Annotated in this window: 19 protein-coding genes; 3 read left to right on the top strand and 16 right to left on the bottom strand. The window is 67.3% G+C overall.

Annotated elements, in window-relative coordinates; all coding sequences use genetic code 11:
- Positions 1–39: 39 nt before the first annotated feature.
- The 16 genes from H0B56_RS08140 to H0B56_RS08215 form a co-directional block, all read right to left on the bottom strand.
- Positions 40–1818: an Ig-like domain-containing protein gene (locus H0B56_RS08140; RefSeq protein WP_180892282.1), complete on the bottom strand. Its 1779-nt coding sequence runs from the start codon at positions 1816–1818 to the stop codon at positions 40–42.
- A gap of 544 nt (positions 1819–2362) precedes the next feature.
- Positions 2363–3415, bottom strand: a complete 1053-nt coding sequence (locus tag H0B56_RS08145) for an MlaD family protein (RefSeq protein ID WP_180892283.1) — start codon at positions 3413–3415, stop codon at positions 2363–2365.
- Complete coding sequence (locus tag H0B56_RS08150) at positions 3415–4491, bottom strand: MCE family protein (protein ID WP_180892284.1); 1077 nt, start codon at positions 4489–4491, stop codon at positions 3415–3417. The genes H0B56_RS08145 and H0B56_RS08150 overlap by 1 nt, the downstream gene beginning before the upstream one ends.
- The gene (locus H0B56_RS08155; RefSeq protein WP_180892285.1) at positions 4491–5525 is read right to left on the bottom strand and encodes an MCE family protein; all 1035 of its coding nucleotides are present in this window, start codon (positions 5523–5525) and stop codon (positions 4491–4493) included. The genes H0B56_RS08150 and H0B56_RS08155 overlap by 1 nt, the downstream gene beginning before the upstream one ends.
- The gene (locus H0B56_RS08160) at positions 5525–6523 is read right to left on the bottom strand and encodes an MCE family protein (RefSeq protein ID WP_180892286.1); all 999 of its coding nucleotides are present in this window, start codon (positions 6521–6523) and stop codon (positions 5525–5527) included. The genes H0B56_RS08155 and H0B56_RS08160 overlap by 1 nt, the downstream gene beginning before the upstream one ends.
- The gene (locus tag H0B56_RS08165; protein ID WP_180892287.1) at positions 6520–7542 is read right to left on the bottom strand and encodes an MCE family protein; all 1023 of its coding nucleotides are present in this window, start codon (positions 7540–7542) and stop codon (positions 6520–6522) included. The genes H0B56_RS08160 and H0B56_RS08165 overlap by 4 nt, the downstream gene beginning before the upstream one ends.
- The gene (locus H0B56_RS08170) at positions 7539–8723 is read right to left on the bottom strand and encodes an MCE family protein (RefSeq protein WP_180892288.1); all 1185 of its coding nucleotides are present in this window, start codon (positions 8721–8723) and stop codon (positions 7539–7541) included. Before H0B56_RS08170 ends, H0B56_RS08165 begins: the two co-directional genes overlap by 4 nt.
- Positions 8720–9514 carry an MlaE family ABC transporter permease gene (locus H0B56_RS08175; RefSeq protein WP_180892423.1) on the bottom strand — a complete coding sequence of 265 codons (795 nt, stop codon included), beginning with the start codon at positions 9512–9514 and terminating at the stop codon, positions 8720–8722. The genes H0B56_RS08170 and H0B56_RS08175 overlap by 4 nt, the downstream gene beginning before the upstream one ends.
- A gap of 51 nt (positions 9515–9565) precedes the next feature.
- The gene (locus H0B56_RS08180) at positions 9566–10366 is read right to left on the bottom strand and encodes an MlaE family ABC transporter permease (protein ID WP_180892424.1); all 801 of its coding nucleotides are present in this window, start codon (positions 10364–10366) and stop codon (positions 9566–9568) included.
- A 55-nt stretch (positions 10367–10421) separates the two neighbouring features.
- On the bottom strand, positions 10422–11219 hold the full coding sequence (locus H0B56_RS08185; RefSeq protein ID WP_180892289.1) for a hypothetical protein: 798 nt from the start codon (positions 11217–11219) through the stop codon (positions 10422–10424).
- 278 nt (positions 11220–11497) lie between these two features.
- Positions 11498–13579, bottom strand: coding sequence for an AMP-binding protein (locus tag H0B56_RS08190; RefSeq protein ID WP_180892290.1), 2082 nt, complete (start codon positions 13577–13579; stop codon positions 11498–11500).
- A gap of 175 nt (positions 13580–13754) precedes the next feature.
- Positions 13755–14948, bottom strand: coding sequence for a nucleotide disphospho-sugar-binding domain-containing protein (locus H0B56_RS08195; protein WP_180892291.1), 1194 nt, complete (start codon positions 14946–14948; stop codon positions 13755–13757).
- A gap of 584 nt (positions 14949–15532) precedes the next feature.
- Positions 15533–16795 (bottom strand): PucR family transcriptional regulator, encoded by a 1263-nt coding sequence (locus H0B56_RS08200; protein ID WP_180892292.1) that lies wholly within the window; start codon positions 16793–16795, stop codon positions 15533–15535.
- A 106-nt stretch (positions 16796–16901) separates the two neighbouring features.
- The gene (locus H0B56_RS08205; RefSeq protein WP_219632403.1) at positions 16902–18089 is read right to left on the bottom strand and encodes an HTTM domain-containing protein; all 1188 of its coding nucleotides are present in this window, start codon (positions 18087–18089) and stop codon (positions 16902–16904) included.
- Positions 18086–18751 carry a DUF5819 family protein gene (locus H0B56_RS08210; RefSeq protein ID WP_180892293.1) on the bottom strand — a complete coding sequence of 222 codons (666 nt, stop codon included), beginning with the start codon at positions 18749–18751 and terminating at the stop codon, positions 18086–18088. The genes H0B56_RS08205 and H0B56_RS08210 overlap by 4 nt, the downstream gene beginning before the upstream one ends.
- A gap of 201 nt (positions 18752–18952) precedes the next feature.
- Entirely contained in the window at positions 18953–20482 is a 1530-nt protein-coding gene (locus H0B56_RS08215; RefSeq protein ID WP_180892294.1) for a DUF6801 domain-containing protein, read from the bottom strand.
- A 587-nt stretch (positions 20483–21069) separates the two neighbouring features.
- Here H0B56_RS08215 and H0B56_RS08220 point away from each other — a divergent pair.
- From H0B56_RS08220 to H0B56_RS08230, 3 genes are read left to right on the top strand one after another with little or no spacing between them, the layout of a single operon-like run.
- Positions 21070–21801, top strand: a complete 732-nt coding sequence (locus H0B56_RS08220) for an NUDIX hydrolase (protein ID WP_180892295.1) — start codon at positions 21070–21072, stop codon at positions 21799–21801.
- Positions 21798–22946, top strand: coding sequence for a 5'-methylthioadenosine/S-adenosylhomocysteine nucleosidase family protein (locus tag H0B56_RS08225; protein ID WP_180892296.1), 1149 nt, complete (start codon positions 21798–21800; stop codon positions 22944–22946). Before H0B56_RS08220 ends, H0B56_RS08225 begins: the two co-directional genes overlap by 4 nt.
- The gene (locus H0B56_RS08230) at positions 22943–24982 is read left to right on the top strand and encodes a hypothetical protein (RefSeq protein ID WP_180892297.1); all 2040 of its coding nucleotides are present in this window, start codon (positions 22943–22945) and stop codon (positions 24980–24982) included. The genes H0B56_RS08225 and H0B56_RS08230 overlap by 4 nt, the downstream gene beginning before the upstream one ends.
- Positions 24983–25026 lie beyond the last annotated feature (44 nt).

Here is a 25026-nt window from a genome sequence, read left to right on the forward strand (position 1 = left end):
TGCCCGCTGGAGCGGGCAGGGGCACAGCGCTTCGGTAGGTCAGCTCTCCGACCTCGAGGTGAGCTCGACATCGACGGTGTTACCCGGTCCCGCGGTGTACGCGCTGACAATCGGCGTCAGCAGGCCACAGCCTTCGAGATCGGGCAACGTGTACTCCCCGGACAGGGCGCCGCCCTCGGTGGGGGAGAAGCCCGGCTCCGAGGTGAGGTCCAGCTGTGTGGGCTCCGCCGTGCGGCAACCGTCACCCTGCGAGATGGGGAAGCCGAGCACGCTCACCCGCGGCAGCTTGACGAGCATCTCCGAGGAGGTGTCGAGCTGGCCGTCGGCGAAGGTGCCGGTCGTCGTACCGACCTGCTCGAAGTCGATCTCCGCGCTCGCCGGCAGGATCCAGAACACCCGGAAGCTCGCCGACGTACGGTCCAGCTGGAGGTCAGCCTCCACATCGCCGGACTGCAGGTCGACGTTGGCTTCCACGCCGCCGTTGAGGGCGACCGTGGTGTCGGCCGCGTTGATGTAGCTCTCACCGGCGAGGTCGTAGCTGACATCCAGACCAGGATCCGGCTCGTCGGCCTCGGTCACCGTCACAGTCACCGTGCCCGGCTCCGACACCACCGACTCACCATCAACCTCATACGACGCCGTATACGAGAACGTATCCTCCCCGGAGAAACCCTCATCCGGCTCATACGTGAACGACCCATCACCAGCGACATCCACACTGCCACCAGACGGACCCGACTCCACAGCAGCCGTCAAATCCACATCCCCCGGAGTAGCACCCTCCAACAAACCAGGCGCACCAACACTCAACACATCACCCTGAGCCACCTCAAAACCATGGTCAGAGACCACAGGCACCTCAGGCGGATCCGGCTCGTCGACCTCGGTCACCGTCACAGTCACCGTGCCCGGCTCCGACACCACCGACTCACCATCAACCTCATACGACGCCGTATACGAGAACGTATCCTCCCCGGAGAAACCCTCATCCGGCTCATACGTGAACGACCCATCACCAGCGACATCCACACTGCCACCAGACGGACCCGACTCCACAGCAGCCGTCAAATCCACATCCCCCGGAGTAGCACCCTCCAACAAACCAGGCGCACCAACACTCAACACATCACCCTGAGCCACCTCAAAACCGTGATCAGAGACCACAGGCACCTCAGGCGGATCCGGCTCACCCGGATCGGTAATCTCGATCTCGGCGAGGATGTTGTCCTGGTCAGGCAGTTGCGTACATTCCGAGTCGAACGTACCGAGCCCGGTCTCGTTGCCATCCGCGTCGCGCGGCGTCATCGTCAGTTGGAGATCGCCGACGCCGATCCGGGCGTTGCCTGCCTCACTGAACGTCAATGAGGGGGCGCTGCCGAACGCCTCGACGATCAGCTCTCCCTCCTCCGGCACGTCCTGCACCGGGATCTCCGCCGGGACCTGCACGTCCAGCGTGGCCTCCGGAGCCTCCACGAACGACTCCGCTACGGCCTCACCCTCGATCGTCGTAGCCCCTACCAGGCTGAGCCCTTCCGTCGCCTCGGGTGGTGCCGTCGTAATGGTGTCGACGTCGAACTCCGGTGTTGCCTCACCCACCTCGACCTCACGGGGGATGTCGGCACTGATCTCGGTCTCGACCTGCTGCACACCGATCAGCGGGAAGGGGCACTCGTAGTTCAACGTCAGCGAAGCGGGTTCCGCGTTGCCAACCCCGGCCGCCATCAGCCCAGCCGCGCCAACCAGACTGCCGACGACCCCCGATACGGTGGTCACCGCGAGCGCGCGTACGCCGCGTCTCGGTTTTCCTCGAAAACTCATACGCTCCTGCTCCCGTGTCCTTACTCGAAAGTCGGGTTACCCGTCACCCGCGGTCAGCCGTCCCGGGCCGTACCGCCGGCCACCCGGCAGGCCGACAGGTCGACGAACAACCCTCCGGACGTTTGTCACGAACTCGGCTTGCTCGACCCCGGGGGTCGCTGACAAGCCTTTCCGTTCACATCGCTCCCCGCTTTCCGCGAAAAGCGCCGGTGGCGACGATGCGCAACGAACTACAATTGCCCCGAACGAAGAACAACGATCGCCACCCCATTAATCACAACGGGCAGGAAATCTGTCCCCCGATCTATTTTCCCGCCGGGATCACGGTATCACTCGATCCAGTGAAATTGGGACGTCTCACCTGGTCGGACACGGTGTTCTCGGCAAGTTCACCGGAATCAGATAAAGCCCCCTGCGCCCGGTTGTCAGTGAGGAACAAGTCCCGCAGGCGGTCGTGAACAGCCGAAGTCACGAATACCCCCACAACCCGCCGTCACGTTCCCCGACAGAGCCACGGCCGGGCGCGCGACATGCGATGACGCACTCAACGGACGCAACCGGCCCCTGTGTTCAACGGGGCCGGGGAAATGTCGCGACCCTCCCGGTAAGTCGTTCCTTCGTAGCCCTCGGTACACGGAAGGGGGTCGAAGAATGTCGTCACCAAACCGAAGTTCGCCACGCCGCCGGAAAAGACATCCTGCCCGGCTCCGACCACCTCGGGTGAGACGACCATCATCGTGTCCAACCCGTCCACGTTGGCGACCAGTACCTCCGATGTCGTGGTCAGGTTCGCCACCAGCAGTCCCAGGTTCGGATCCGTCTCCTTCAGCAGCGCGCTGACCTCCCGCGCCGCGGACGGTCCCGAGGAGATCACGTTCCGGATGTCGCCGTCGGCCGCGGCCAGCTCCGCCGCGACGAGCTTGGCGTTCTTCCCGAAGGACGCGATGGCCTCCGAAGTGTCCAGCTGGGTGGCCAGCACGGTGTTTCCCTCGGTGAGCAGCTCCTTCGTCTGCGGCAGATGCTCATGCGCCACCTCGACGAAGCTCTCCATCGAGTCCAGCAGCGCCTGGAGGCTCGGGGCGGTCCCCCGTGTCATCTCGTACATCTCGTCGACCACGGTTCGCAGATCCTCGCGTGGCACGGACTCCAGTAGATCGTCGATGGTCCGCAACACCGTCTCCACGGCCAGCGGGAGCGTGGTGTCGTGCTGAGCTATCACCGCGCCATCGGAGAGGTACGGCTCGCCGTCCCGGCGAGGTCGCAGGTCCAGGTACTGCTCCCCGACCGCGGACCTGTTCGCGACGACCGCCTCCACATCGTCCGGAACCGGTGGCGCGTCCGCGTCGATCCGCAGGTCCACCTCGATGCCGTCCCCGGTCATCCGCATGTCGCCCACCCTGCCGACCGCGACACCCCGGTAGGTCACCTCGGCGTGTGTGAAGATCCCGCCGGACTCGGGCAGCTCCGCGGTGACGGTGTAGCCGGAGCCACCGTAGAGGGTGTCCAGCCCGGCGTAGCGCGCACCGACGAAGGACATGCCCACCAGTGCGATGATCACGAACACGACGACCTGGAACCGAACCAGCCTGGTCAGCATCAGCCCTCACCTTCACTCGGTGCCGTCGGCGACTCCGTCGCGGGCAGCGGCAGTGCCGACGACGGCGACGCCGAACCGTCCGGCCCACCGGTGTGTGCGTTGAGCTCCAGGAAGCCGTTGAGGTAGTCGCCACGAACCGCGTCGGTCGCGGCGTCGGAGAACGGGAACGTCAACAGCAGCTCCATCGCCCGTGGCAGCTCGTGGCCCGCCTCCGCCAGCTCACGCAGCACCGGCGCGAGAGCGCGCAGGCTGTCCAGCAGGTCATCCTTGCTTCGCCGCACAGTCGTGGTCGCCACATCGGACAGCTCGTCCAGCGCGGCGAACATGGTGGTGATCTCGTCGCTCTGCTCGGACAGCACCTCGATCCCCGGGCCGAGATCGGACAGGATCCGCTCGATCTCGCCGGTCCGCTCGGACAGCGTGCCGGAGAGCTCGTCGGTCTCCTCGATCGCACGCACGATCTCCTCGCGGTGCTCGTCGAGGCCGGACACGAACTCCTCGAGATTGCCGAGCAACGCACGCAGTTCGGTGGAGTTCCCGTCGAAAGCGTCGTTGAGCTCGGCGGTGATCTGCTGAAGCTGGCCGATTCCCCCTCCGTTGAGCAGCATCGACGTCGCGCCGAGCACCTCCTCCACCTCGAAGTTGCGCCCGGTACGCTCCGGCGGGATGACGGCTCCGTCGGTGAGTATCCCGTCGGCCACGCTCTCCGGCGGTTCGGCGAGCTCGACGAACTTCTCCCCGAGCAGGCTCGACTGCCGCAGGTCGGCCACCGCGTCGGCAGGCAACCGGACGTCCCCGTCGATCACCAGCGAGACCTCGGCAGTCGTGCCGCTCTCGGACAGCTCGATCGCCTCCACCTGGCCGACCGGCACGTCGTCGACCCGCACCTCGGCCTGCGGGACCAGGTCGAGCACGTCGTCGAAGTGCGCCGTGACCCGGTACGGACGGTCGCCGACATCCACGCCACCCGGCAGCGGGACATCGTAGAGTCCCTGGAAGGAGCTACAGGCGGTCAGCAGCATGGCCGCCAGTGCGGCGACCACCGCGTGCGCAGGCCACTGCCATGTCCGTCGCATCACCCGGCACCCCCTTCGCCGACCTGCGGCAACGGCAACGGTGGCGTGTCGTCCTCGTCCGCGAAGCCGAACTCGACGATGTTCGCGCGGCTGTCGAAGGTGCCCGTGTCCTGGTCGTACGCGCCGGTCAACGACGTGAGCGCTTCCGGGGCCTCGGACAGTGCCTCGGACAGCGAGTCCCGCTGCGCGACAAGCACCTCGGACGTGGTCAGCAGCTGGTCGACGTTGTCCCGCACGAGCTCGCGGTTGTCCCGCACGAACCCTTCCACGTCACCGAGCGCCTCGCCCAGCTCGGCGAGCGCGGCCGCCAGGTCGTCACGTTCCTCCGCCAGGATCTCCGAGACGGTGGCGAGCTGCTCGTTGAACTCCCGGACCTGCTCGTCGTTGTCGAGGAGCATCCCGGTGAACTCGTGCAGGTTGTCCACGGTCCCGAACAGCTCGTCCTCCGAGCCGGACATCACCCTGCTCGCCTTTCCCAACTCCCGGATGGTTTCGTTGATCACCTCACCCGTGCCGTCCATATTCCTGGCGGTGCTGCTGAGCAGCTCGCTGAGCGAACCATCCGAGTTGAGTCCGTCCGGACCGAGCTGTTCGGCGAACTCGTTCAAGCTCTGCACGACGTCGTCCAGCTCGAGGGGCACCACCGTGCGCTCGACCGGGATGACGTCACCGTCCGAGATCTCCGGGCCGCCGGAGTGCACAGGCGCCAGCTGGATGTAACGGTCGCTGACCAGGCTCGGGGTGACGACCAGCGCACCGGCGTCCTTCGGGACGGCGACGTCGGCGTCCACCGACATCCCCACCTCGACGCGCTCGCCCACCGGTTCGACCGACTCGATCGTGCCCACCGCGATGCCGAGCACGCGCACGTCCGAACCCGGGTACACCCCGACGCCGCTGGTGAAGTACGCGGTGAGCTCCTTGCGCTCGTCCCCGAGGAACACGGCCGTGCTCGCCGCGGCCACGACGAGCACGGCGACAACCACGAGTGCGACGATCCTGGCGTACCGGAGACGGCCCGTACCCGCGGACATCAGCCACCCCCTCCCGGTCGCGGCGGCATACATCCACCGTCACCGCTGTCGACGAGACCGCAGATGTAGCTGTCGATCCAGCCCCTGGAGCTGACCGTGTCCCCCATCAGGCGGTAGAAGGGCCCGGCCAGCTCCAGGCTCTCGGACAGGGTCTGCTGGTTGCGCCGCAGCACCTCCGTCACCCCGTCCAGCTGCTCGAGCATCGGCCCGATCTCCTCCTCGTTGTCGGCGACGAGACCGGACAGTTGCGTGGACATCTCGCGCGTGCCGGCCAGCAGGGCGCCGATCGCCTCCCTGCGGTTCTCCAGCTCGGTCAGCAGCACCGCCCCGTCGTTGATCAATGCCTCGAACTGCTCGTTGTGGTCGGCGAGGGTTCCGCTGATCTCGCTGGTGTTCTCGAGCAACGCGGCCAGCTCCTCGTCCCGCGAGGAGATCGTCTTCGAGAAGTCGGACAGCCCTTCGAACGACGCGCGCACGTCCTCCGGGGTGGAGCTGGAGAAGGTCTCCTCGAGCGTGTCGAAGGCATCGGCCAGCTGCTCGGAGTCGATCGCGCCGAACACCCCGGCCAGCTCGTCGAAGGCGTCGTTGATGTCGAACGGTGTCACGGTCCGGTCCACCGGAATCGCCGTCTCCGGGTCCAGCCGGTCACTTCCGAGCGGGTCGACGGAGAGGTTCTTCTGCCCGAGCGCCGTCTTGATCGTGATCGCGGCCACGCTCCGGTCACCGATCCAGACGTCGTCGTCGACACGGAAGCGCACGTCCACGTGATCGGTGTCGAGCCGCACGTCGACGACCTCGCCGACCTCGACGCCCGCCACCCGCACCTCATCGCCCGAGGCCAGGCCCGCCGCCTCGGCGAACTCCGCTGTGTAGCTCTCGCCACCGGAGACGAGGGGCAGATGGTTCCAGTTGAGCGCGGCCAGGAAGACGAGGAGCATCCCGGCAGCACCCACGAGACCGACGGTGATCGGGTTGCGTTCCCGGAACGGTGTGATCATCCCTGGCACCTCGCTTCGGTCACGGGCAGTCCCGGAGCGGCACCTCCGGGAGGTGTTGCGACACCCTCTGCGGAGGCGGCGCACAGGAACACGTTCATCCAGGATCCGTACGACGCCATGCGGCCGAGGGACTCGTACTTGACCGGCAGGTTGTCGAGCATCGCCTCGAATTCCGGGGTGTTGTCGTTCATCGTCGCGGCGAACTCGCCGAGCGCGTCGATCGAGTCACCGATGGCCGGGCGACCGTCGGCGAGCAGCGCGGAGACACTCTCGGACAGCGCCCCCATCCCCTCGATGGCCTGCCCGATCGGCTCGGCGTCGTCCGCGAGCGCCGACACCAGCTCCTGCGTGGTGGTCACCAGGTGGGACATCTCCTCGTCCCGCTCGTTGAACTCCTCGAGCACCGCGTTCAGTTCGGACACCACACTGCCGATCACCTCGTCCCGCTCGGCCAGCGTCGAGGTCAGCGATGCCACGTGCCGGACGATGCCGTCCACCGTGCCACCCTCACCCTGCAGGATCCGGATCAGCTCGTAGGAGAGCTTGTTGACCTGCTCCGGTGACAGTGCCTGGAAGAGCGGTCGGAACCCGTTGAACAGCGCGGTCAGATCGAGAGCAGGGTTGGTGCGCTCGAGCGGGATCACCGCCCCCTCCTCGAGTGGCTCACCGGCGGGGTCGTCGCCGTGCTCCAGCGCGATGTAGCGCTGCCCGAGGAGGTTGCGGAACTTCAGCGTCGCCGTCGTCGAGTGCAGCAGCGCGCGGTCGGCCTCGACGGAGAAGTCCACTTCGGCCACCCGCCGGTCCACCACCCGGATATCGGAGACCTCGCCGACCCGCACTCCGGACATCCGCACGTCGTCACCGGCACTGAGCGCGATCGCATCGGTGAAGCGAGCGCTGTAATGCGCCATCTCCCCGCCGTCGCGGTTCGCGATCGTGACCGCGAGCAGGCCCGTGGCCAGTACCGTGACGAGCATGAAGGCGATGCCTTTGACCAGCGGGGCGGTTACACCTCTCATTCCAGCGTCACCTCGGTCCCACGCAGTAACGGGCCGACGAGCAGCGTGCTCCAGCCGGGAATGTCCTCGGGTGCGACGTCGTGGACCGGCGCGAGCAGCTCGGAGACCAGCTGCCCCTCCGCCCGCGAGTGCGCCATCGGGCCGGAGCCACCACCACCGGTGGGCGGACACGCGGAGACGCCGCCCGTCCCCGTAGCCCCGGCCGGTTCCTTGACCGTCAACCGCACGTGCAGGCCGGGCTCACCGTTGCCGGCACCCAGGGCTTCGTCGACCTGGTCTGTGAGCTCCGACGCGGCTCGTGCCAGGCAGGGAAACGTCGCGGAGTGTTCGGCGAGCAGCTCCAGCGTCGGCTTGCTGTTGGCGGACAGCTCGATGATGTTCTCGCCGTGCGCGCTGAGGAAGCCGTTCAGCTCGCCTGCGGTCGCGGTCACCGTCGTGATCAGCTCACCCACCCCGGAGCGCCGGTCCACAAGCGTCTCGCTCACCGTGGTCATATCCGCCATGGCATCGAGCACGTCGGGCGCTGCCCCGTCGTAGGTGTCCATCACATCGGCGAACCGCGTGATGCTCTCCTGCAGCTCCGGCATCTCCGGGACGAGCTCGTCCACGTACCCGTTCAGCGCGACCAGCGTCTCGCCGAGTGCGGCGCCCCTGCCGTCCAGCGCCTGGGCTGTCGCGCCCAGCGACGCGGACAGCTTGTGCGGCTGCACGGTACGCAGTACCGGCATCAGGTCGTTGAGCACCTTCTCGATCTCGATGGATGTCTCGCTGCGGGACCGCGCGATGACGTCGCCCGCGCCGAGCGTCTCGCCGGAGGGCTCGTCGGGCAGCACGAGGCTGACGTAGCGCGGCCCGAACAGGGTCTTGGGCAGTATCCGGGCGGAGACGTTTCGCGGCAGCGCCTCCACCTCGTCGGGGTTCAGGGCCAGCTCGACCTCGGCACCGTCGCCGTCGGTACGCACCTCGCGGATCTGGCCGACGAGCACGCCCCTGGCCTTGACATCGCCGTTGACCTTGAGCTGGCTGCCGACCGAGCCCGCCCGCAGCGTCACGGGGACCGTCGAGGAGAACGTCTTGTCATAGATCGCAACCGACAGCCATCCCAGCGCGGCGAGCACGAGCAGGAAAACCAGCCCCAGTGCCTGAACCCTGGTACGTGACTGCACCTCGTCGCCGTTCATCCTGCCACCCGCACTGTCGTCGTCGAACCCCAGATAGCCAGGCTCAGGAAGAAGTCGAGGACGGCGACGAGCACGATCGACGTGCGTACCGACCGTCCTACCGCGACACCGACACCCGCGGGTCCGCCCGTCGCCCGGTACCCGTAGAAGCAATGCGTCAGGATGATCCCCACGCTGAAGATGAGGACCTTGCCGAACGACCACAGCACGTCCCCCGGTGGGAGGAACAGGTTGAAGTAGTGATCGTAGGTTCCCGCGGACTGGCCGTACACGTAGATGGTCGTCATCCTGGCCGCCAGGTACGAGGTCAGCAGCCCGATCACGTACAGCGGGGCGATCGTGACGAACCCGGCGACGATCCTGGTGGTGACCAGGTAAGGAACGCTGCGCACCCCCATGGCGTCCAGCGCGTCGATCTCCTCGGAGATGCGCATCGCGCCCAGCTGCGCGGTGAAGCCCGATCCCACCGTCGCGGACAGCGCCAGCGCTGCCACCAGCGGCGCGATCTCCCTTGTGTTGAAGTACGCGGAGACGAACCCGGCGAAGGCGGCCGTGCCGATCTGCTCGAGCGCGGAGTAGCCCTGCAGCCCCACCACGGTGCCGGTGAAGACGGTAAGCCCCACCATCACGCCGATCGTCCCGCCGATCACCGCGAGCGCCCCGGAACCGAAGCTGATCTCGGCGAGCAGCCGCACGATCTCCCGGTAGTACCTGGTTACGGTGTACGGCAACCACGCGAGCGCGCGCAGGTAGAACAGCAGCTGGTCACCCAGGCGCCCCAGCGCGTTCATCGGACGCGCGACCCGCAGCCTGTGCCGCCCACCGCCGGTTATGACCACGGCTCACACCTCCTGAGGCGGGACGATCTGGATGTAGATGAGGCTGATCACGAAGTTGACGAAGAACAGCAGCAGGAAGGTGACCACTACGGACTGGTTCACCACATCCCCGACGCCCTTCGGCCCACCCGCGGGACGAAGCCCCCGGTACGAAGCCACCAGCCCGGCGAGGAACCCGAATACCAGAGCCTTGAGCGTGCCGACCCACAGGTCCGGCAGGTGTGCCAGTGCCGAGAAGCTCGCCAGGAACGCACCCGGCGTGCCCCCTTGCATGACCACGTTGAAGAAGTAGCCGCCGCACACCCCGACGACGCTGACCATCCCGTTGAGGAGTGCGGCAACCAGCATGGTCGCCTGGACCCGTGGCACCACGAGCCGCTGGATCGGCGAGACGCCCAGCACCTCCATCGCGTCGATCTCCTCGCGGATGGTCCGCGAACCGAGATCGGCGCAGATGGCCGCGCCTGCCGCACCCGAGATCACCAGCGCCGTCACGATCGGGCTCGCCTGCTGCAGCACCGCGAGCACGCTGGCCGCGCCGTTGAACGACTCGGCCCCGATCTGCTCGGTGAGCGAGCCGAGCTGCAGGGTGATGACCGCACCGAACGGGATCGAGATCAGCGCGGCAGGCAGGATGGACACGCTGGCGACGAACCAGAACTGGTGGATGAACTCCCGAACCTGGAACGGGCGCCGGAACATGCCGAAGAACACGTCGAGCCCGAGCGCGAACAGCTGCCCGAACTCCCGCAACGCCGCGCCGACCAGATCCGCGGGACGCACCTTGGTATCGGCGGCCATCATGCCTCCCGGCTCGTTCTCGTCGTCGCGCGGCCGCCGCACGGTGTCCGCACGGACCTCACTCCCGAACCGGGCACGTCGCCACGCATCGCGTCGTCAGGGTCGTGTCGAGCAGGTTTCCCTCTCCCGCGACGAGGCCCGTCATGAGTGGGTCCAGGTCCTCGGCCGACCCGCATCCGGTGAAGGTCGGGATCGCGTACACCGACTGGTCCATCTCGCTCTCGGCTCCTTCCACCAGGTTCACCCACCCCGTGATCTCGATCGTCGCGGGAACTCGCGTGCGGCACTCGTCGCCGACGCGCAGCGGAATCCCGTCCTGCCGGACGTCGCTCAGCGCCACGAACAGCTCGGCTTCCATCTCGACGTGCGCCCGCTGGTTGACCAGGTCGAGCTCGCTCGTCCCGGTGACCTCCTCGTGCTGTAGCAGCTCTACGGTGCTGGTGACCGGCATGAAGTCGAACGCCACGAAGTACCCGTCGGAGGCAGGGATGTCCAGGTCCCCGCGCAGCTTGTTCTCCCCGTCCTCCTCGTAGATCACCCCGTCGAACCGGCCCCGTTCCAGATGCAGCTCGGAGTCGAACGCCGCGATCCGCGACACCGAGTCCACGTCGAACGAGACCTCCAGCTCGATTCCCGGATTCGCCTGCTCAGCCGCGACGCCCGACTCCTCCGCCTCGCCGGTACCGTCGTCGCTTCCCGCCGACGGGTCACTGGCAGGCGTGCCCTCGGCGGCCACCGGGATCGTGCCGATTCCGGTGGTGTCCGCGACGCCGACCGCGGCACAGGCGAGGGCCACCGTGGCGAACGCCGCTGCCGCAGCCCTCGTCGAGACGGCTCGTGACCGGACTCGTCCCATGCGCGTGACTTCCCCCATCCCTCGAACACCGAGCACAGCCGGGACCGACTCGCGGCGATCCTAAATGGATCAGAATGGCGCTGTCGCGAGAAACTCTATCGAGGGGCCACACGGGTCACAATACGTCACAGAATCCCGCTCACCTCACGGGTAGAAGCGGCGCATTGTTGTCACGTAAACGCGAAATCGCACACCCGGGATTGTCATCGCGCGAGAACAACCGTGCGGGGCCGGCAGCGGGGATGCCGGGAACGCGGCGGAGGGCTCCGCGGGCCGGTTCACCCTCTCCGCGCCAGCCACTGCGTCTCCACCAGCCTGTTCTTGAGGATCTTTCCCGTCGGGTTACGGGGCAACTCGTCGACGAAGACGACGTCGCGTGGCACCGCGAAGCGCGGTAGCCGGTGCCGGATGTAGGCCCGCACGAGCTCGTCGTCGAGCCGGGACCCCTCGTGCAGCACGATATAGGCGGCCAGGCGCTGGCCGAACTCCTCGTCGTCGACGCCGACCACAGCCACGTCCGCCACCTGCGGCAGGTAGGCGAGAGCCTCCTCGACGCTGCGCGGAAAGACGTTCTCCCCGCCGGAGATCACCATCTCGTCCTGCCTGCCCGACACGAACAGGCGCCCGTCCGCGTCGATGTAGCCGAGATCGCCGGTATCCATCAGGGAGTCGCGGACCTCGCGGCTACCCCCGTCGGTGTAGCCCTCGAACAGCATCTCGTTGCCGACGAAGATGCGCCCGGTCGCACCGGGCGGTACGGGCCTGCCCTCGATATTCAGAACCCCCAGCCGCGTACCCAGTGGCGGCCTGCCCGCCGTCGTCGGGGCGGCCCGCAGGTCCGTGGGATCGGCAACCGCGGCCCAGGACACCTCGGTGGACCCGTAGAAGTTGTAGAGGATGTCGCCGAAGACGCTCATGAACTCGGTCACCAGCGCGCCGGACAGGGCCGAGCCGCTGCTGGCGACGATGCGCAGGCTCGACGTGTCATAGGCGGAGCGCACGTCCTCGGGAAGGTCCAGGATCCTGCGCAGCATGATCGGGATGGCGAACAGCGTGGTGCACCGTTGCTCGGCGATCATCCGCAGGCATTCCTCGGCGTCGAAGCGCTCCTGCAGCACGACCGTCGCGCGCAGCGGCGTACTGATCTGCAACCCCGCCAAACCCCAGGCGTGGAAGATCGGCGCCGAGATCAGCATGCGCTCGCCAGCCTGCAGCGGGATCCGCGACAGGATCCCCGCGATACTGGCGAGCCCCCTGGACGCCGGACGCCGCGCGCCTTTCGGGGTTCCGCTGGTCCCCGAGGTCATCACGACCACCGTCCCCGCCCGGGGTGGCCGTTCCGGAACGGCGTGCGTCACCCCGGTACTCAACGCGCGCATGCTCAGCTGCCCGGAACCGTCCGGATGCGCCGCGGTGCTGACCTGCCGCACGTCCTGCGGGAGATAGCGTACGAGTGAAGAGAACTCGTCGTCGCGGATCACCGTGTCCACCCCGTGCTCACCGACGGCATCGACCACCTGCTGACCGGCGAGCGCGATGTTGATCAACACGACAGAGGCCCCCAGCTTGCCGCAGGCCAGCATGCTCTCGACCATCGCGGCGTGGTTGCGGGCGAGCAGGCCGACCGTGCTGCCCGGACCGAGCCCGAGACCGGCGAGACCGGCGGCCAGCCGCTCCGTGCGGTGTTCCAGCTCGCCGTAGGTGCGCGTGGACGTCCCGTCGATCAGCGCGGTCCGCTCCGGCACCCGCGCCGCGGCGGCGCCGTACCCGCCTACCAGCGTGTAGCCCCACCTGGCCACCGACGTCAGCTGACCGAGCATCCGCCCGGGCCCGCCGGGCGCGAGCACACCGGATCGCAGCAACGTACGCAGCACGCCGGACCGGGTCCCGTACGCGCCCCGGTTGACCAGATCCGTACCCGGCTCGCGGGCGAGATAGGCGCGGATACGGTCGACACCGGCCCGCGCCCACGACTTGATCCTGGCCCGCGTCCACCCCGCACCACCCGGGACCGGCAGGTTCGGGTTGAAGAACACGAACGCGAGCCTGGTGCGCCCGGCACCGAGCGCGGAGAAATGGACCGATACCCACGACCCGGTGTCCGGTACACCGGCGAGGACCAGCTTCTCCGCGGGCCTGCTGATCAGGGCCTGCACCCAGTGGTCGGTCACCCCGCCCGAGCCACGGTCGACCCGGACGCGATACGTCGTACCGTGCTGCGAGCCGGCAGCCGGGACCCGTTCGCAGAGGCTGATACCCGCGAGGAAACGCGGGTACACCTCGGGATCACCGATTACCTCCCACAACCTCGCCGGAGCGTGATCGACGAGCGTGCTGAAGGCCACGTACTCGGATGCCATGCCGCAGCGCCCTCCTGCGAGTATCGCCCCTGACACGTCAACTCATTAGGCGGTCGGGGACCACACACGGTCAATGGGTTCGCATCGAGCGGCACGGCCACACGGCCGGACCTGTCACGCTCGCACAACGGGCGCGGCGAACTTGCGCATCCGGACACGAACAGCGCCTGCGGCCTCAGAGCGGCGAGGGGTCCCGGCCACCAGGAAGGTTCGGGGAGGGGTGCGTGCGCGAGACCAGCTCGAGCCGGTCGGCTGCTGCTCGCTCCCCGCCGGAGCCGAGGAACGACATCGCGACCTCGCCTGCCGCCCTCCGGTACGACGGGTCCGTGAGAGTCGCGTCGATAGCGTCGCCGATGTGCTCGGCACGGGCGTGCGTCAACCGCAACCGCGTGCCGACACCGACCTGCTCGACCTGCTCGGCGACGATCGGCTGGCAGTCCCTGACCGGCGCGACGACAAGCGGCAAACCGCGGCTCAGCGCCTCGCAGACCGTGCCGTGCCCACCGTGGCAGAGCACCACATCGGCGTGGTCGAGCAGCTCGCGCTGCGGGACCCGGTCGCGGACGACGACGTTTCCCGGTACCTCGCCGAGCGCTCCGGCCGGATCGGCGATCACCGCCCGCATGCGGGGACGCGCACGTAAGGCCCGCACGCACTCCGCGAGAAACCGTTCACTCGCCGCACCGCCGACGGCGCCAAGGGTGATGTACACGAGGGGATGCTCCCCGTCGATCGACTGCCACGGGAAGTCGGTGGGTCCGGTGCGCTCACGCCGCACCGGACCGACGAACTGCACGACGTCGCTCGCCACCCGGTCACCGGCCAGTGCGGGTGACGTGAAGGCGAGCACGAGGTACGGGGAGAAACGCACGTCCCCGGTGCGCGCCGCGTCGCCGAACCGTGCCCGCAGCGCATCCAGGTGACCCCGGACCCAGTCGCGGACCTGGGGCGAGTACCCGCGCGGCCCGGTGAGCTCGGCCGAGGAGGCTGCCGACGTGGCCCACGGGATCCCCATGCGTTCGGCGACAAGTGCCCCCGCGAAGGCCTGCTGGTCGGCGACGAGCACGTCGGGCCGCTCGGCGAGCACGGCATTCTCGACCCCGGAGACCATCGTCTCGGTGATCGGCACGAGCACCCGTTCCCACAGGTGCTGCACGGCATCGGACCCGCCGAGCCGGTCGGGGCGCGGCCGGACCGGCGCCGCGGCGCAGCCGTGCACTCGTGCCCAGCCCGGCAGGACCGTCGCGAGCGCGTCCGCCTCACCCACCCACGCCACATCGTGTCCCCTGGTGGCCAGCTCACCAGCCACCCCGACCGTAGGGCGGATGTGGCGCGCGAACGGGGGTACGACGAACAGGAACCGGCTCACGCGACTACCCCCGGCAGCCGGGATATCACGCGAGCGCCGCCGAGCACGGCGCCTGCCGAGGTCGCCTCGCCCGTGTTCATGCGCTGCCTCCTGCTCCGCACCCGCCGGCACGGCGCCTTCTCGCCGGTGCGCGCACCGTAGCGATACGTGGACACCCCGTCCGGTCGTTCCCCGACATATCGAGGTCCTCATCGGACAGCGAACACACTCGGCCGTCGCGAGCACATCCCGCTCGCGCTCCCCCCTTGGACAACGCAAGCCGGTTCGTCGCGTTCACACCGCAACAGCGTCACCGGTACCGAGAATCCACCCGTCCCGCCCCTTTCCTGCCGTGCGATACCCGATCTGAATTGGACCTCGACAACGAGGGATGTCGCCAGAAAGCTATGGGAGCCTCACTCGGACCGTCAACCGGCATCGCGTTCCGGTCGGCGAGAATCCGTACAGGATTCCGGCTTTCGCTTCTCGTCGTTGTCAGATACTGAGTAGATCCACGGCATCCGGACGGCAGGCCGCGCATGTGGGAGCCGCGGTACGTGCGCTGCCGCGCAGGCCGTGACGAACACACCGCGCGGGAACCGGTACTAGCCGGGTGTTTCCGTGCCGTCGCCTGTCCGGCAGCGTAGGGCCATCTCGAGCCACAGCCGCTGTTCCGGGTCGTCGAGGCGATCGCCGAACAGCTCGCGGAGCCTGCCCATCCGGTAGCGCACGGTCTGCGGGTGAACGCCCAGTTGCCCGGCTATGTCGTTGACGCATCCGTCGTTGACTCCGAGCCACGCCAGCAGCGTCCGGGACAGCCGTGCGCGCTGCTTGACCGTGAGGGAGTCCAGTGGGGCAAGGGCATGCTCGGTGATGCGGTCGAGGAGGAACTCGTCCGCATTGATCACCAAACTGGCCAGGTGATCGGTGCACCGGATGACGTGTTCCGCGGGCAGCACACCGCGCGCGGCCAGCTCCAGCGCGCGCCGGGCACAGGTGAACGATCGGTGCGCTTGCCGTACCGGGACGATGGGGCCGATGGCCACCGTGCGACCACCGAACTGCGCCTCCAGTAGGCTCACGTGCCGCTCAGGGTCGGGCATGATGAGGCTCGGCGAGCCGCTCTCCAGGTCGACGAGCGTATCGCGGCCCAGCTCCGGATCGGGCAGGGCGAACTGGCGCGTCCCGTGCTCGAGCGCGACGACCCCCACGTGCTCGGGTAACGGCCAGTCGGTAGCGCGAGCCAGTTCGGCGATGGCCTGGTGTGTAGCGGGATCCTCGGACAGCAGCAGCCGATGCAGCTCCAGCCGCCTGCGTTCGATGGTGTTGCTCGAACGGGCCCGGGCCTCGGTGAAGCCGGATATGGCCACGGCCGCGAGCTCGTCGGTGTACTTGAACAGCGCGTCGGCGAAGGTGAACAACGTGTCGGCCGATACACCGAGCGACTCCCCGGACACCCGCAGGTGGCGCCAGGCGACCTGCGCGCCGATGCGGATGGCCGACTGCATGGCATCCATCGACCATCCCGAGTAGAACTGGGTACGGCCGACGTGCCGGAACCACTCGTCCCACTCGGACCGGTCCGCGTCCGGCTTGCCCAGATTGTCGATGACCTGGTGAACGGCCTTCTCGACGCTGGTCACGATGGTCTTGCCGAACTCTCCCTCGAGCGGGAGGTCGTACTCCGGAACCCCCACACGGATCTCATTGATCATGTCCTTGACCATCCGCCTCGCGATCGGCCTGATGTGCCTGGCGAACTGGTCGGGGTCGATCTGCCCGTAGATGTCCTGTGCGGTGGTCGCGTGAACCGCGGAGGCGCGCGGCGTCGCCGGATCCTCGGACGGCTGGCTGCGTTCAGCGGCCAACGCTGTCACCCCCGAATGACGCGGACGCTCGTTGTGGGCCTGCGTCGACGACCCCGGATGAGAAGGCCGACACTAGGGAACCGATCCCGCTCGGTCAACGGGCACGCTACGAGCTCACGACCCCGGCGGGCTCGGCGGGAGCACCGCGCTCGCGCGGACCGGTTACCGCGGCCTGCCGTCCGTCCCTCCTGGCTTCTCGCCTGCCGGTTAGCCTGCGCTCGACCCACAGCAGGGCCGCGGTCGGCGCGAAGACCAGATCACCCGCGATCACCGCGAGCGAGAAGAAGGGAAGTCCCAGCACAACCGCGATGCCGATGTGCTCGGCGATCAGCGCCACGAGCGCCACGTTCTTCACCCGCCTGTTGAACAGGGTGAACGGGAACGCCACCTGGATCAGGACGGTCCCGTAGGTCAGCAACAGGATCAGCACGGCGTGCCCGGAGATCAGCTCGGACAGTGCTGGCCACGGGTTGAACGCGTCGACCTGCAACGGGTAGTAGACGGCCGTGCCGTCCTGCCACCGGTTGCCCTGGATCTTGTACCAGCCTGCCGCGGCGTACAGCAGGCACATCTGCACCATGATCACCAGCAGCACGCTGTTGTGCACGAGGTTGGAGATCATGTCGAGGACGGTGCGCAGCTCACCGGCGCCGTACCGGCACACTACCCACCACACGCCGTGCGCCAGCCACAGCGACCACAACACCACCGCCCATACCAATCCCGCGTACCCGAGTACCGACACCACGGCCAGGGCGATGCCCAGCACTACCCACAGCGCGGGGCCGGTCGGGTCCGGACGGCCGGGGTGACGCCGGGTGCGGCGCGCGTCCAGTGACCACACCAGTCCGCACCGGGTGCCGACCAGGTAGATGGCCAGCAGATGGATGAGGTTGTTGCCGCCGTCCCCGACGAACGCGTTGCGGTTGTGCACCGAGAGCACAGCGAGCATGAACAGCACCGCGACAGCTCGGGTGCGCCAGCCGAGCAGCATGGCGATGCTCGCGACGATCGCGAAGGCATAGCCGATCTCGAACCACACCATGCTGTCCGACCACAACAGTGCCGTGAACGCGCCGTTGAGGTCGACACGGCGCTCGGCGAGCGCATGGGAGAAGGTGCCGTCCGGGCCGTAGAGCTCGCGCCGGTTGGGCCACTCGCGCAGGAGGATGAGCAGCACGGTGGCGGCGGCGCCGATTCGCACGACGGCGGTCTGGTACGGGCCGAGAGCGTATCGCGTGACCCGCCCGGCGTACCGGCTCCAGACGGTGTCGCTCTCCGGCGGCATGCTCATCGGGTGCTGCCCTCCGGGAAGTCGCCTTCGCGTACGGTCCACCACGGCAGCACCCGGTGATCCGGCTCGCCGTCGATGGACCGCTCGCTCCATTCCGGTTCGGGTACCCGGGTGGTCACGGCGCGCAGCTGCACGCGCTCGATCATGTCGATGTCTAGCTCGGCGCTCATCCGCAGCAGCGCGACCCGTTTGATGTAGTCGGCTGTGACCTCACCGAACTCGTTGCGCGGCCGGTTGTCGTCATCGAGGGAGTTGAGCAACGTGCGCCAGGCCTTGCGCAGCTGGTTTCGTGTCTGGCTCGGCGCCGGATGGCCCCGTGTGGCCTCGATCTCGGCCGCGGTGACGTTGATCCATTCCGATGTCTCGGCTGTGCCGTCGGCATCCCGGAGCAGCGCTCGAGCGTGCACCTCCCGGTTGATGTGTATGGGTTCGGGAGCGAAAAGCTTCCAGTTCTGCCGGAACTCGGGGTAGATGTAGTCGTCGATCGTGTCGTCGTACTCCCGGCTCACCACGTTCGAGGGGGCCACGTGGAAGAACGCCATCGCGAGATGGAACGTGACGGCAGCGGCGAGCACGCAGGCCACGACGGCGACGACGATCCGCGAGGTGCGCGACAGCGGCCGAGAGCCGGGCCGCGCGTCCCGGGTCCCCGTGTCGTCCACGCTCTACCTCCCTGCGTTCCTCGCGGCCGCGGTCTCCCCGAAGACCGTTGCCTGCGCGACTGGACAGCCAACGTATCCGATGCGGCGCGGGTAACAGCAACGCCATCCGGCCCGCGTAACGGCCGGGGGTGTAGCGCGCCCGGCCCCGCCACGTTGCGGGCGGGTCCGGGCGCGCTGCGTCACCGTTACGGACGCGACTTCTTAGAAGAACCCGCCGAAGCCGCCGAAGTCACCGCCGCCGACATCGCCGGTCTCGTCGCCACCGAAGTCACCGCCGCCGATGTCACCGAAGTCGCCGCCACCGACATCGCCGGCGCCGTTGTCCCCGCCGGTCTCGGCGCCGTTGTCGCCGCCCTCACCTTCGGAGAGGGTCAGCTCGATGGTGTTGCCGGGACCGGAAGCCATCATGCTGATGATGTCGCCGGTGAACTCGCCGCAGTTCTCGAACTCGGGCAGCTCGTACTCGCCGGTCAGCGTGCCTCCGTCGAAGGGGTCGAATCCCGAGCCGGACAGGTCGATGACGGCCGGCTCCACGGTCCGGCAGTCCGGACCGCCACCGATGGGGAACCCGAACGTGCTGACCTCGGTGAGGTAGACGTACATCTCCGAGCTGGAGGTGAGGTTGCCGTCGTTGTCGAGCGTGCCGGTCGTCGCGCGGGTCTGCTCGAACGCGACGTCCGCGTCTGCCTGCATGAAGCCCATGATGGTGAACGTGCCGCTCGTGTCGTCGAGGGTCAGGTCCGCCTCGTACGTGCCGGTCGCCAGGTCCATACGCGCGTCGATGCCCCCGTTGAGCGGGACCGTGCCATCCGCGCCGTTGATGTAGGACTCGCCGGTGATGCCGTAGCTGATCTCAACGGGGTCGCCCGGCTGGCCGCCATCGTCGCCGCCTTCGTCGCCGCCGTCATCTCCGCCGGTCTCGCCACCGACTTCGCCACCGACTTCGCCGCCGATGTCGCCGTCGGCCTCGCCACCGACTTCACCACCGTCGTCGGCGCCACCGTCGTCGGCACCACCGTCGTCGGCACCACCGTCGTCGACGCCACCGTCGTCGGCACCACCGTCGTCGGCACCGCCGATGTCCGCACCGCCGTCCTCGACGCCGCCGTCTCCGCCGCCTTCGGTGATCTCGAACTCGTGCAGGACGTTGTCCTGCCCGTCGAGCTGGGTGCACTCGGACTCGAAGGTGCCCAGACCGGTCTCGTTGCCGTCGCCGTCGCGCGGCGTCATCGTCAGCAGCAGGTCATGCACCTCGATGGTCGCGGTGCCCGGTTCGTCGAAGGTGATCGACGGAGCCGAGCCGTGTGCGTCGACCACCAGCTCCCCGGAGTCGGGCACCGGTTGCTGCGGGATATTCATCGGCACCGTGATGGGCAGGTCCAGCTCCGGCGCGGTGACCAGCGAGTCCGCGTCCGCGGTACCCTCGACCGTCTCCGCCCCGACCAGCTGTAACCCCTCCGTGGCCTCCTCATCCACGGTTGACACCGCATCGATCTCGAACTCCGGCGTGGGTTCGCCCACCTCGATCGAGGACGGCATCTCCGCGGTGATGTCGACCGTCATCGGCTGCACGCCGATCAACGGGAACGGGCACTCGTAGTCCACGGACAGTGTGGCCGTCTCGGCGCTACCGACGCCGGCGCTGACCATCAGCCCCGCCGCTATCACTCCCGCACTACCCGCGGCCGTCAAGCCCGCGGCAAATCTCTTCGAACCATTACGGCTACTCAATGAAAAATCCTTCCGTCCGCACACGAAAAAGTATCGACCCGAACCTCGCAACTCGTTCTCGGCAAAGCCGGACCACAATTTTTCGCGCGCTTGTTCACCGGATAACCAGTACTACGTCCGCTTTTCTCGCGCTTCGAAGAGCCCCGAAGCACCTACACTCGCGACGACCACGTTGTTCGCCGCTGAGCAGGAACGTAACCAGCTCCACACGCGCGCTGCAAGACATGTCCACGGCGCACTCGACAACGTTCGCAAAGTTGTCAGGCGCGGACACCAGAATTCGATCCCGACTAGCCTCTTGTCACAACGAAGACCTGACGGGGGAATATTTGTCAGTGCTCGACAACAAGAATTATCGGGATTGTCGTCGGCCGCATGAAATACGTTCTCGCCCGCGCTCGCCGCTCAGCCATCCTGCTGACACTGCCACAGGAAACCGACAAACCAGGCATATTCCGGCACCGCGGGCAGGGATCCAGATCAACAGCACACGAAGGAGCGTTCCGGCCAGGTCAGGGACCTTCCCAGTCCGGTGTTCGCACGAAAAGGACTTCCTGTCTTCTTGACAAGAAGATACACTCGCCGTCATGTCCGACGAGCCCTGGTCGCCCCCGGCCGTCCTGATCGCGGTCGATCTCGTCATCCTGACGCTGCGAGCCGCGGAACTTCACGTCCTGCTCGTGGAGCGCGGCATCGAGCCGTACGAGGGTGCTCAGGCTCTGCCCGGGGGCTTCCTCAACAACGCAGGCGAGGACATCCCGGATGCAGCCCGGCGCGAGCTGCAGGAGGAAGCGAGCCTCGATACTTCGCGGCTGCACCTGGAGCAGTTGGGCGCATACGGGCTGCCCGGCCGCGATCCACGCGGCCGGGTCGTTTCCGTGGCGTACCTGGCGATCGCACCCGGCCTTCCTGATCCCGCAGCGGGCACCGACGCGGCAGACGCCTCCTGGAAACCGGTCGAGGGAATCCTGTCCGGGCACCGGAAGCTGGCCTTCGACCATCGCCAGATCGTTACCGACGGGGTGGAGCGTGCCAGGAGCAAACTAGAGCATTCCGCGCTGGCCACCGCCTTCTGTGACCGGACCTTCACGATCTCCGAACTGCAACAGGTCTATGAGGCAGTCTGGGGTGTCCGACTTGACCCCCGGAACTTTTATCGAAAGGTCCAGGGAGTGCCTGGCTTCATTGTTCCGGCCGGCCCGGATCGTAGGTCCACGAAGGGACGGCCGGCGCGGCTGTTCCAGGCCGGGCCACGGAACGTCCTGCACCCGCCGCTGATCCGACCCGACTCATCGACGACGAACGAGGGGGACCGATGACGGAAGACCTGACGGTGATTCTCACCGCCTTCAATCTCGAGTACGAAGCCGTCCGACGGAAATTGGTCGAACCGCAGGTACACCGTCACGACAGGGGCACGCTTTTCGAGGTCGGCAATCTACACGACAGCACATGCCGGGTGGCGCTCGGACTCACCGGCAAGGGCAATCATCCCGCAGCCGTTCTCGCCGAGCGAGCGATACAGGAGTTCTCGCCGGTGGCCGTACTGTTCGTCGGCGTCGCCGGTGCGTTGTGGGACGCCACCCCGCTGGGCGACGTCGTGGTGGCAACGCACGTTTATGCGTACCACGGCGGCACGAACGACGACGAGGGGCTCAAAGCGCGACCGAGGGTCTGGGAAGTGGCACACGAGGTCAGTCAGCTCGCCTCGCATCCGAGCCGGACCGGTGATTGGACAACCGATGTGCCGCAGGGCGCCCGCACGCCCCGCGTCCACTTCGGGGCGATAGCCGCAGGTGAGGTCGTACAGAACTCCCGTGTCTCGTACGAGGCGAAATGGATTCGGCAACACTACAACGACGCGATGGCGATCGAGATGGAAGCCGCAGGCGTGGCACAGGCCGGTCACCTGAACGGCTCTCCAGTGGCCGTCATACGCGGCATCAGCGATACAGCCGACGGAAGCAAGACGAGTAGCGGCGACAACATCTGGCAACCACAGGCAGCGGCGAACGCTGCCGCGTTCGCCGCCCGGCTGGCGGAGGAACTGACCAACGAACGGGAGCACATCGCGATGCACGAACGTACAAACGGGAACGGCACCGGCACCGTCAACAACTACTCGTCCGGATCGGTGGGCATCCAGGCCGCACATGTCACCCACAGCACCGTCCGGATGGGTGCGGAGCCACCGGCGTCGACGGTCACCAGTCTCCTCGCCGAGCTCAACGCCTTTCGTGACAACCTCAGGCGCGAACACTCCACAGGCACGCTCGACGACGAAACCTACGAGGCGGCACGGGTCGAGCTCGACATCGCGAGTAAGGCTCTGGATACGGACACGCCAGCGGATACGAGCAAGTCCCTGCTGGCACTGCGCCGGTTGCGGGGGCTGACCGCCGACGTAGCGAGCCTCGCGACAGCTATCACGTCACTCATCGCGGCAGCGAAGGGGCTGTCATGACGGAGTCCGGCGACGCCACGAATAACGACACCACCGGGAAGAGCGAGCGCGGCACGTACAACACCGCACAGTCCGGCTCCACCGTGGGAATCCAGGCCGAAGAGGTGCACAACTCCACTGTGTACCAGCTCCTGCCGGACGCCTCGCCCCGCGAAAAGTACGAGGTCGGCGTACGCTACCTGGAACACGGCGTCCCCAGCCGTGCTCGCGAGCTCATCGACGACGCCATCGCCCACGAATACGACGGTGGGGAGGTCCGATTCCACTGGATGCTGGCCATGCTCAGCAAACGCTCCTATCGCGACCTCACGCCGGAGGAGCGCCAGAATCTCAGACGTAACTCGGAACACCTCGACAACTATGCCGATGACGAGTGGAAGTGGGCGCTACGAGCCATCTGCAAGCTGCTCGACTGCCTGACCGAGCCCGGGGAAGACACCGTGCTAGCGCTCAAGGAGCTGCGCGCCGTGCAGCCCCGGCAGCGGGACAAGATCATCCGCCATCTCGACCTCGTCCTGACCGCGGGTGTCAGGGACAGCCTGTGGGCCGAGACCCGGGAGGCCGCCGAGCGCGCCAGGCTCAGCGGAGACCGCCGCGAGCGTGTGTGGGCATACTTTCACCGCGACCCGATCGGCCCGCGGGTCCGCAAACCCGCGGGCAAGTCCACCACCGCCGGGGACAGTTTCCAGGCCATGAGCTGGTCCGGCCTGTTCGTGCTCGCCGTAGGGTATATCGGCTGGTTGGTTCTGGCGCATGCGGCACTGCTGCCTGTCCTCGCCTATCTGCTCGCACTCGTCGCCAGCTGTGTCGCGGCCCGGCACGGACTAGAGTGGCGCTACCGGAGGAAACGGCTCGACAGCAAGGATCGCGAATACCTCGGACGGTGGCGGGGTAACCGAACACCCGAGGGCGGATTCGCCAACCGCGTCGACCGATCGTTCCAGCACTATTTCTCCACGTACGTGCCGGCTGCGGCGGATCGGGAAACGTGGCTGGCTCAGACGAACGGCATTCGCAACGCCCTGCGAGACGAGGTCGTCGAGCTCTACCGCGAGAGCCGAGTCGATGTGGAACGGGTCAATTGGCTGATCCAGCACCTGGTCAGCGATGTCAGACGGCGCTGGAAAACGGGCACACTCCTGGAGTACCGCGAGCACTACCGCGTCGCGCAGACCACGAAGATCAGCTGTTCACTCGCACTCCTCGTCCTGCTACCCGCAGCGTCGTACGTCATCGTCACAGCGGTCCGAACAAACCCCTTGCCTGCGGCGGCCGTCACGCTCCTTGCTCTGGTGAGTGCGCGCGCGAGCTCGGTACGGTGGTCGCACATCATCGGTGAGCGCTGGCGGCTGGTCGAGGACCACCGGGAATACGAACGGCAGTCGGAACAGCGACACGCAGTGTACCGACGCTGGAAGGAGAAGCTGGACTCCTCGCGACCGTCCGAGAACGAGATGGAAAAGTGGTTGAACTGCGACAAAACCATGATTCTCGATGCCGCACTGCGACACTATCAGCTGGCGTGGCGCGACATCATCGCTCACGCCTTCCTCCAGACTCCTGCCGCCCACTACAGACGAGCGCGCGTAAGCGGCGGCCCTTGGCGCTACTCGAAGTACGCCATCCGGGTATTCCTGATTACGCAGGACGGGGTCCGCGAAGTCAGCACGGAGCTCGACTTCGAACGAGCCACGACAGCCGACGAGGAGCGGAACAACTTCCGCTTCGACGCGGTCTCCTCGGTCGGGGTGACCACGACCGGCACGTACGGCTACGCATTGCAGTTGACCCTGATGAACGGCCCCACCAGGAACATCCGGGTTACAGAGCCGGTAGTGAGTGGTTCCGGCCCCGACGAAAATCCCGACGTATTCTCCAGGATGAACCTCGACGCCACGGGGTTTGCGCATACGCTGCACATCCTGGAGGGGATCGCCGCGGACGGCAAACGGTGGATCGACCGTGATGGGAGTGTCCGCGGCGATCCCGAGGTCGCGGCGAACCAGTCACCCGATCTCGACCCGATACCACGCTGACGAATCGCATCTCGGGCAGCGTTCCCTCGGGCCCTGCCGGTGCA

The organism is Haloechinothrix aidingensis (genome assembly GCF_013450155.1).
Lineage (GTDB): Bacteria > Actinomycetota > Actinomycetes > Mycobacteriales > Pseudonocardiaceae > Haloechinothrix > Haloechinothrix aidingensis.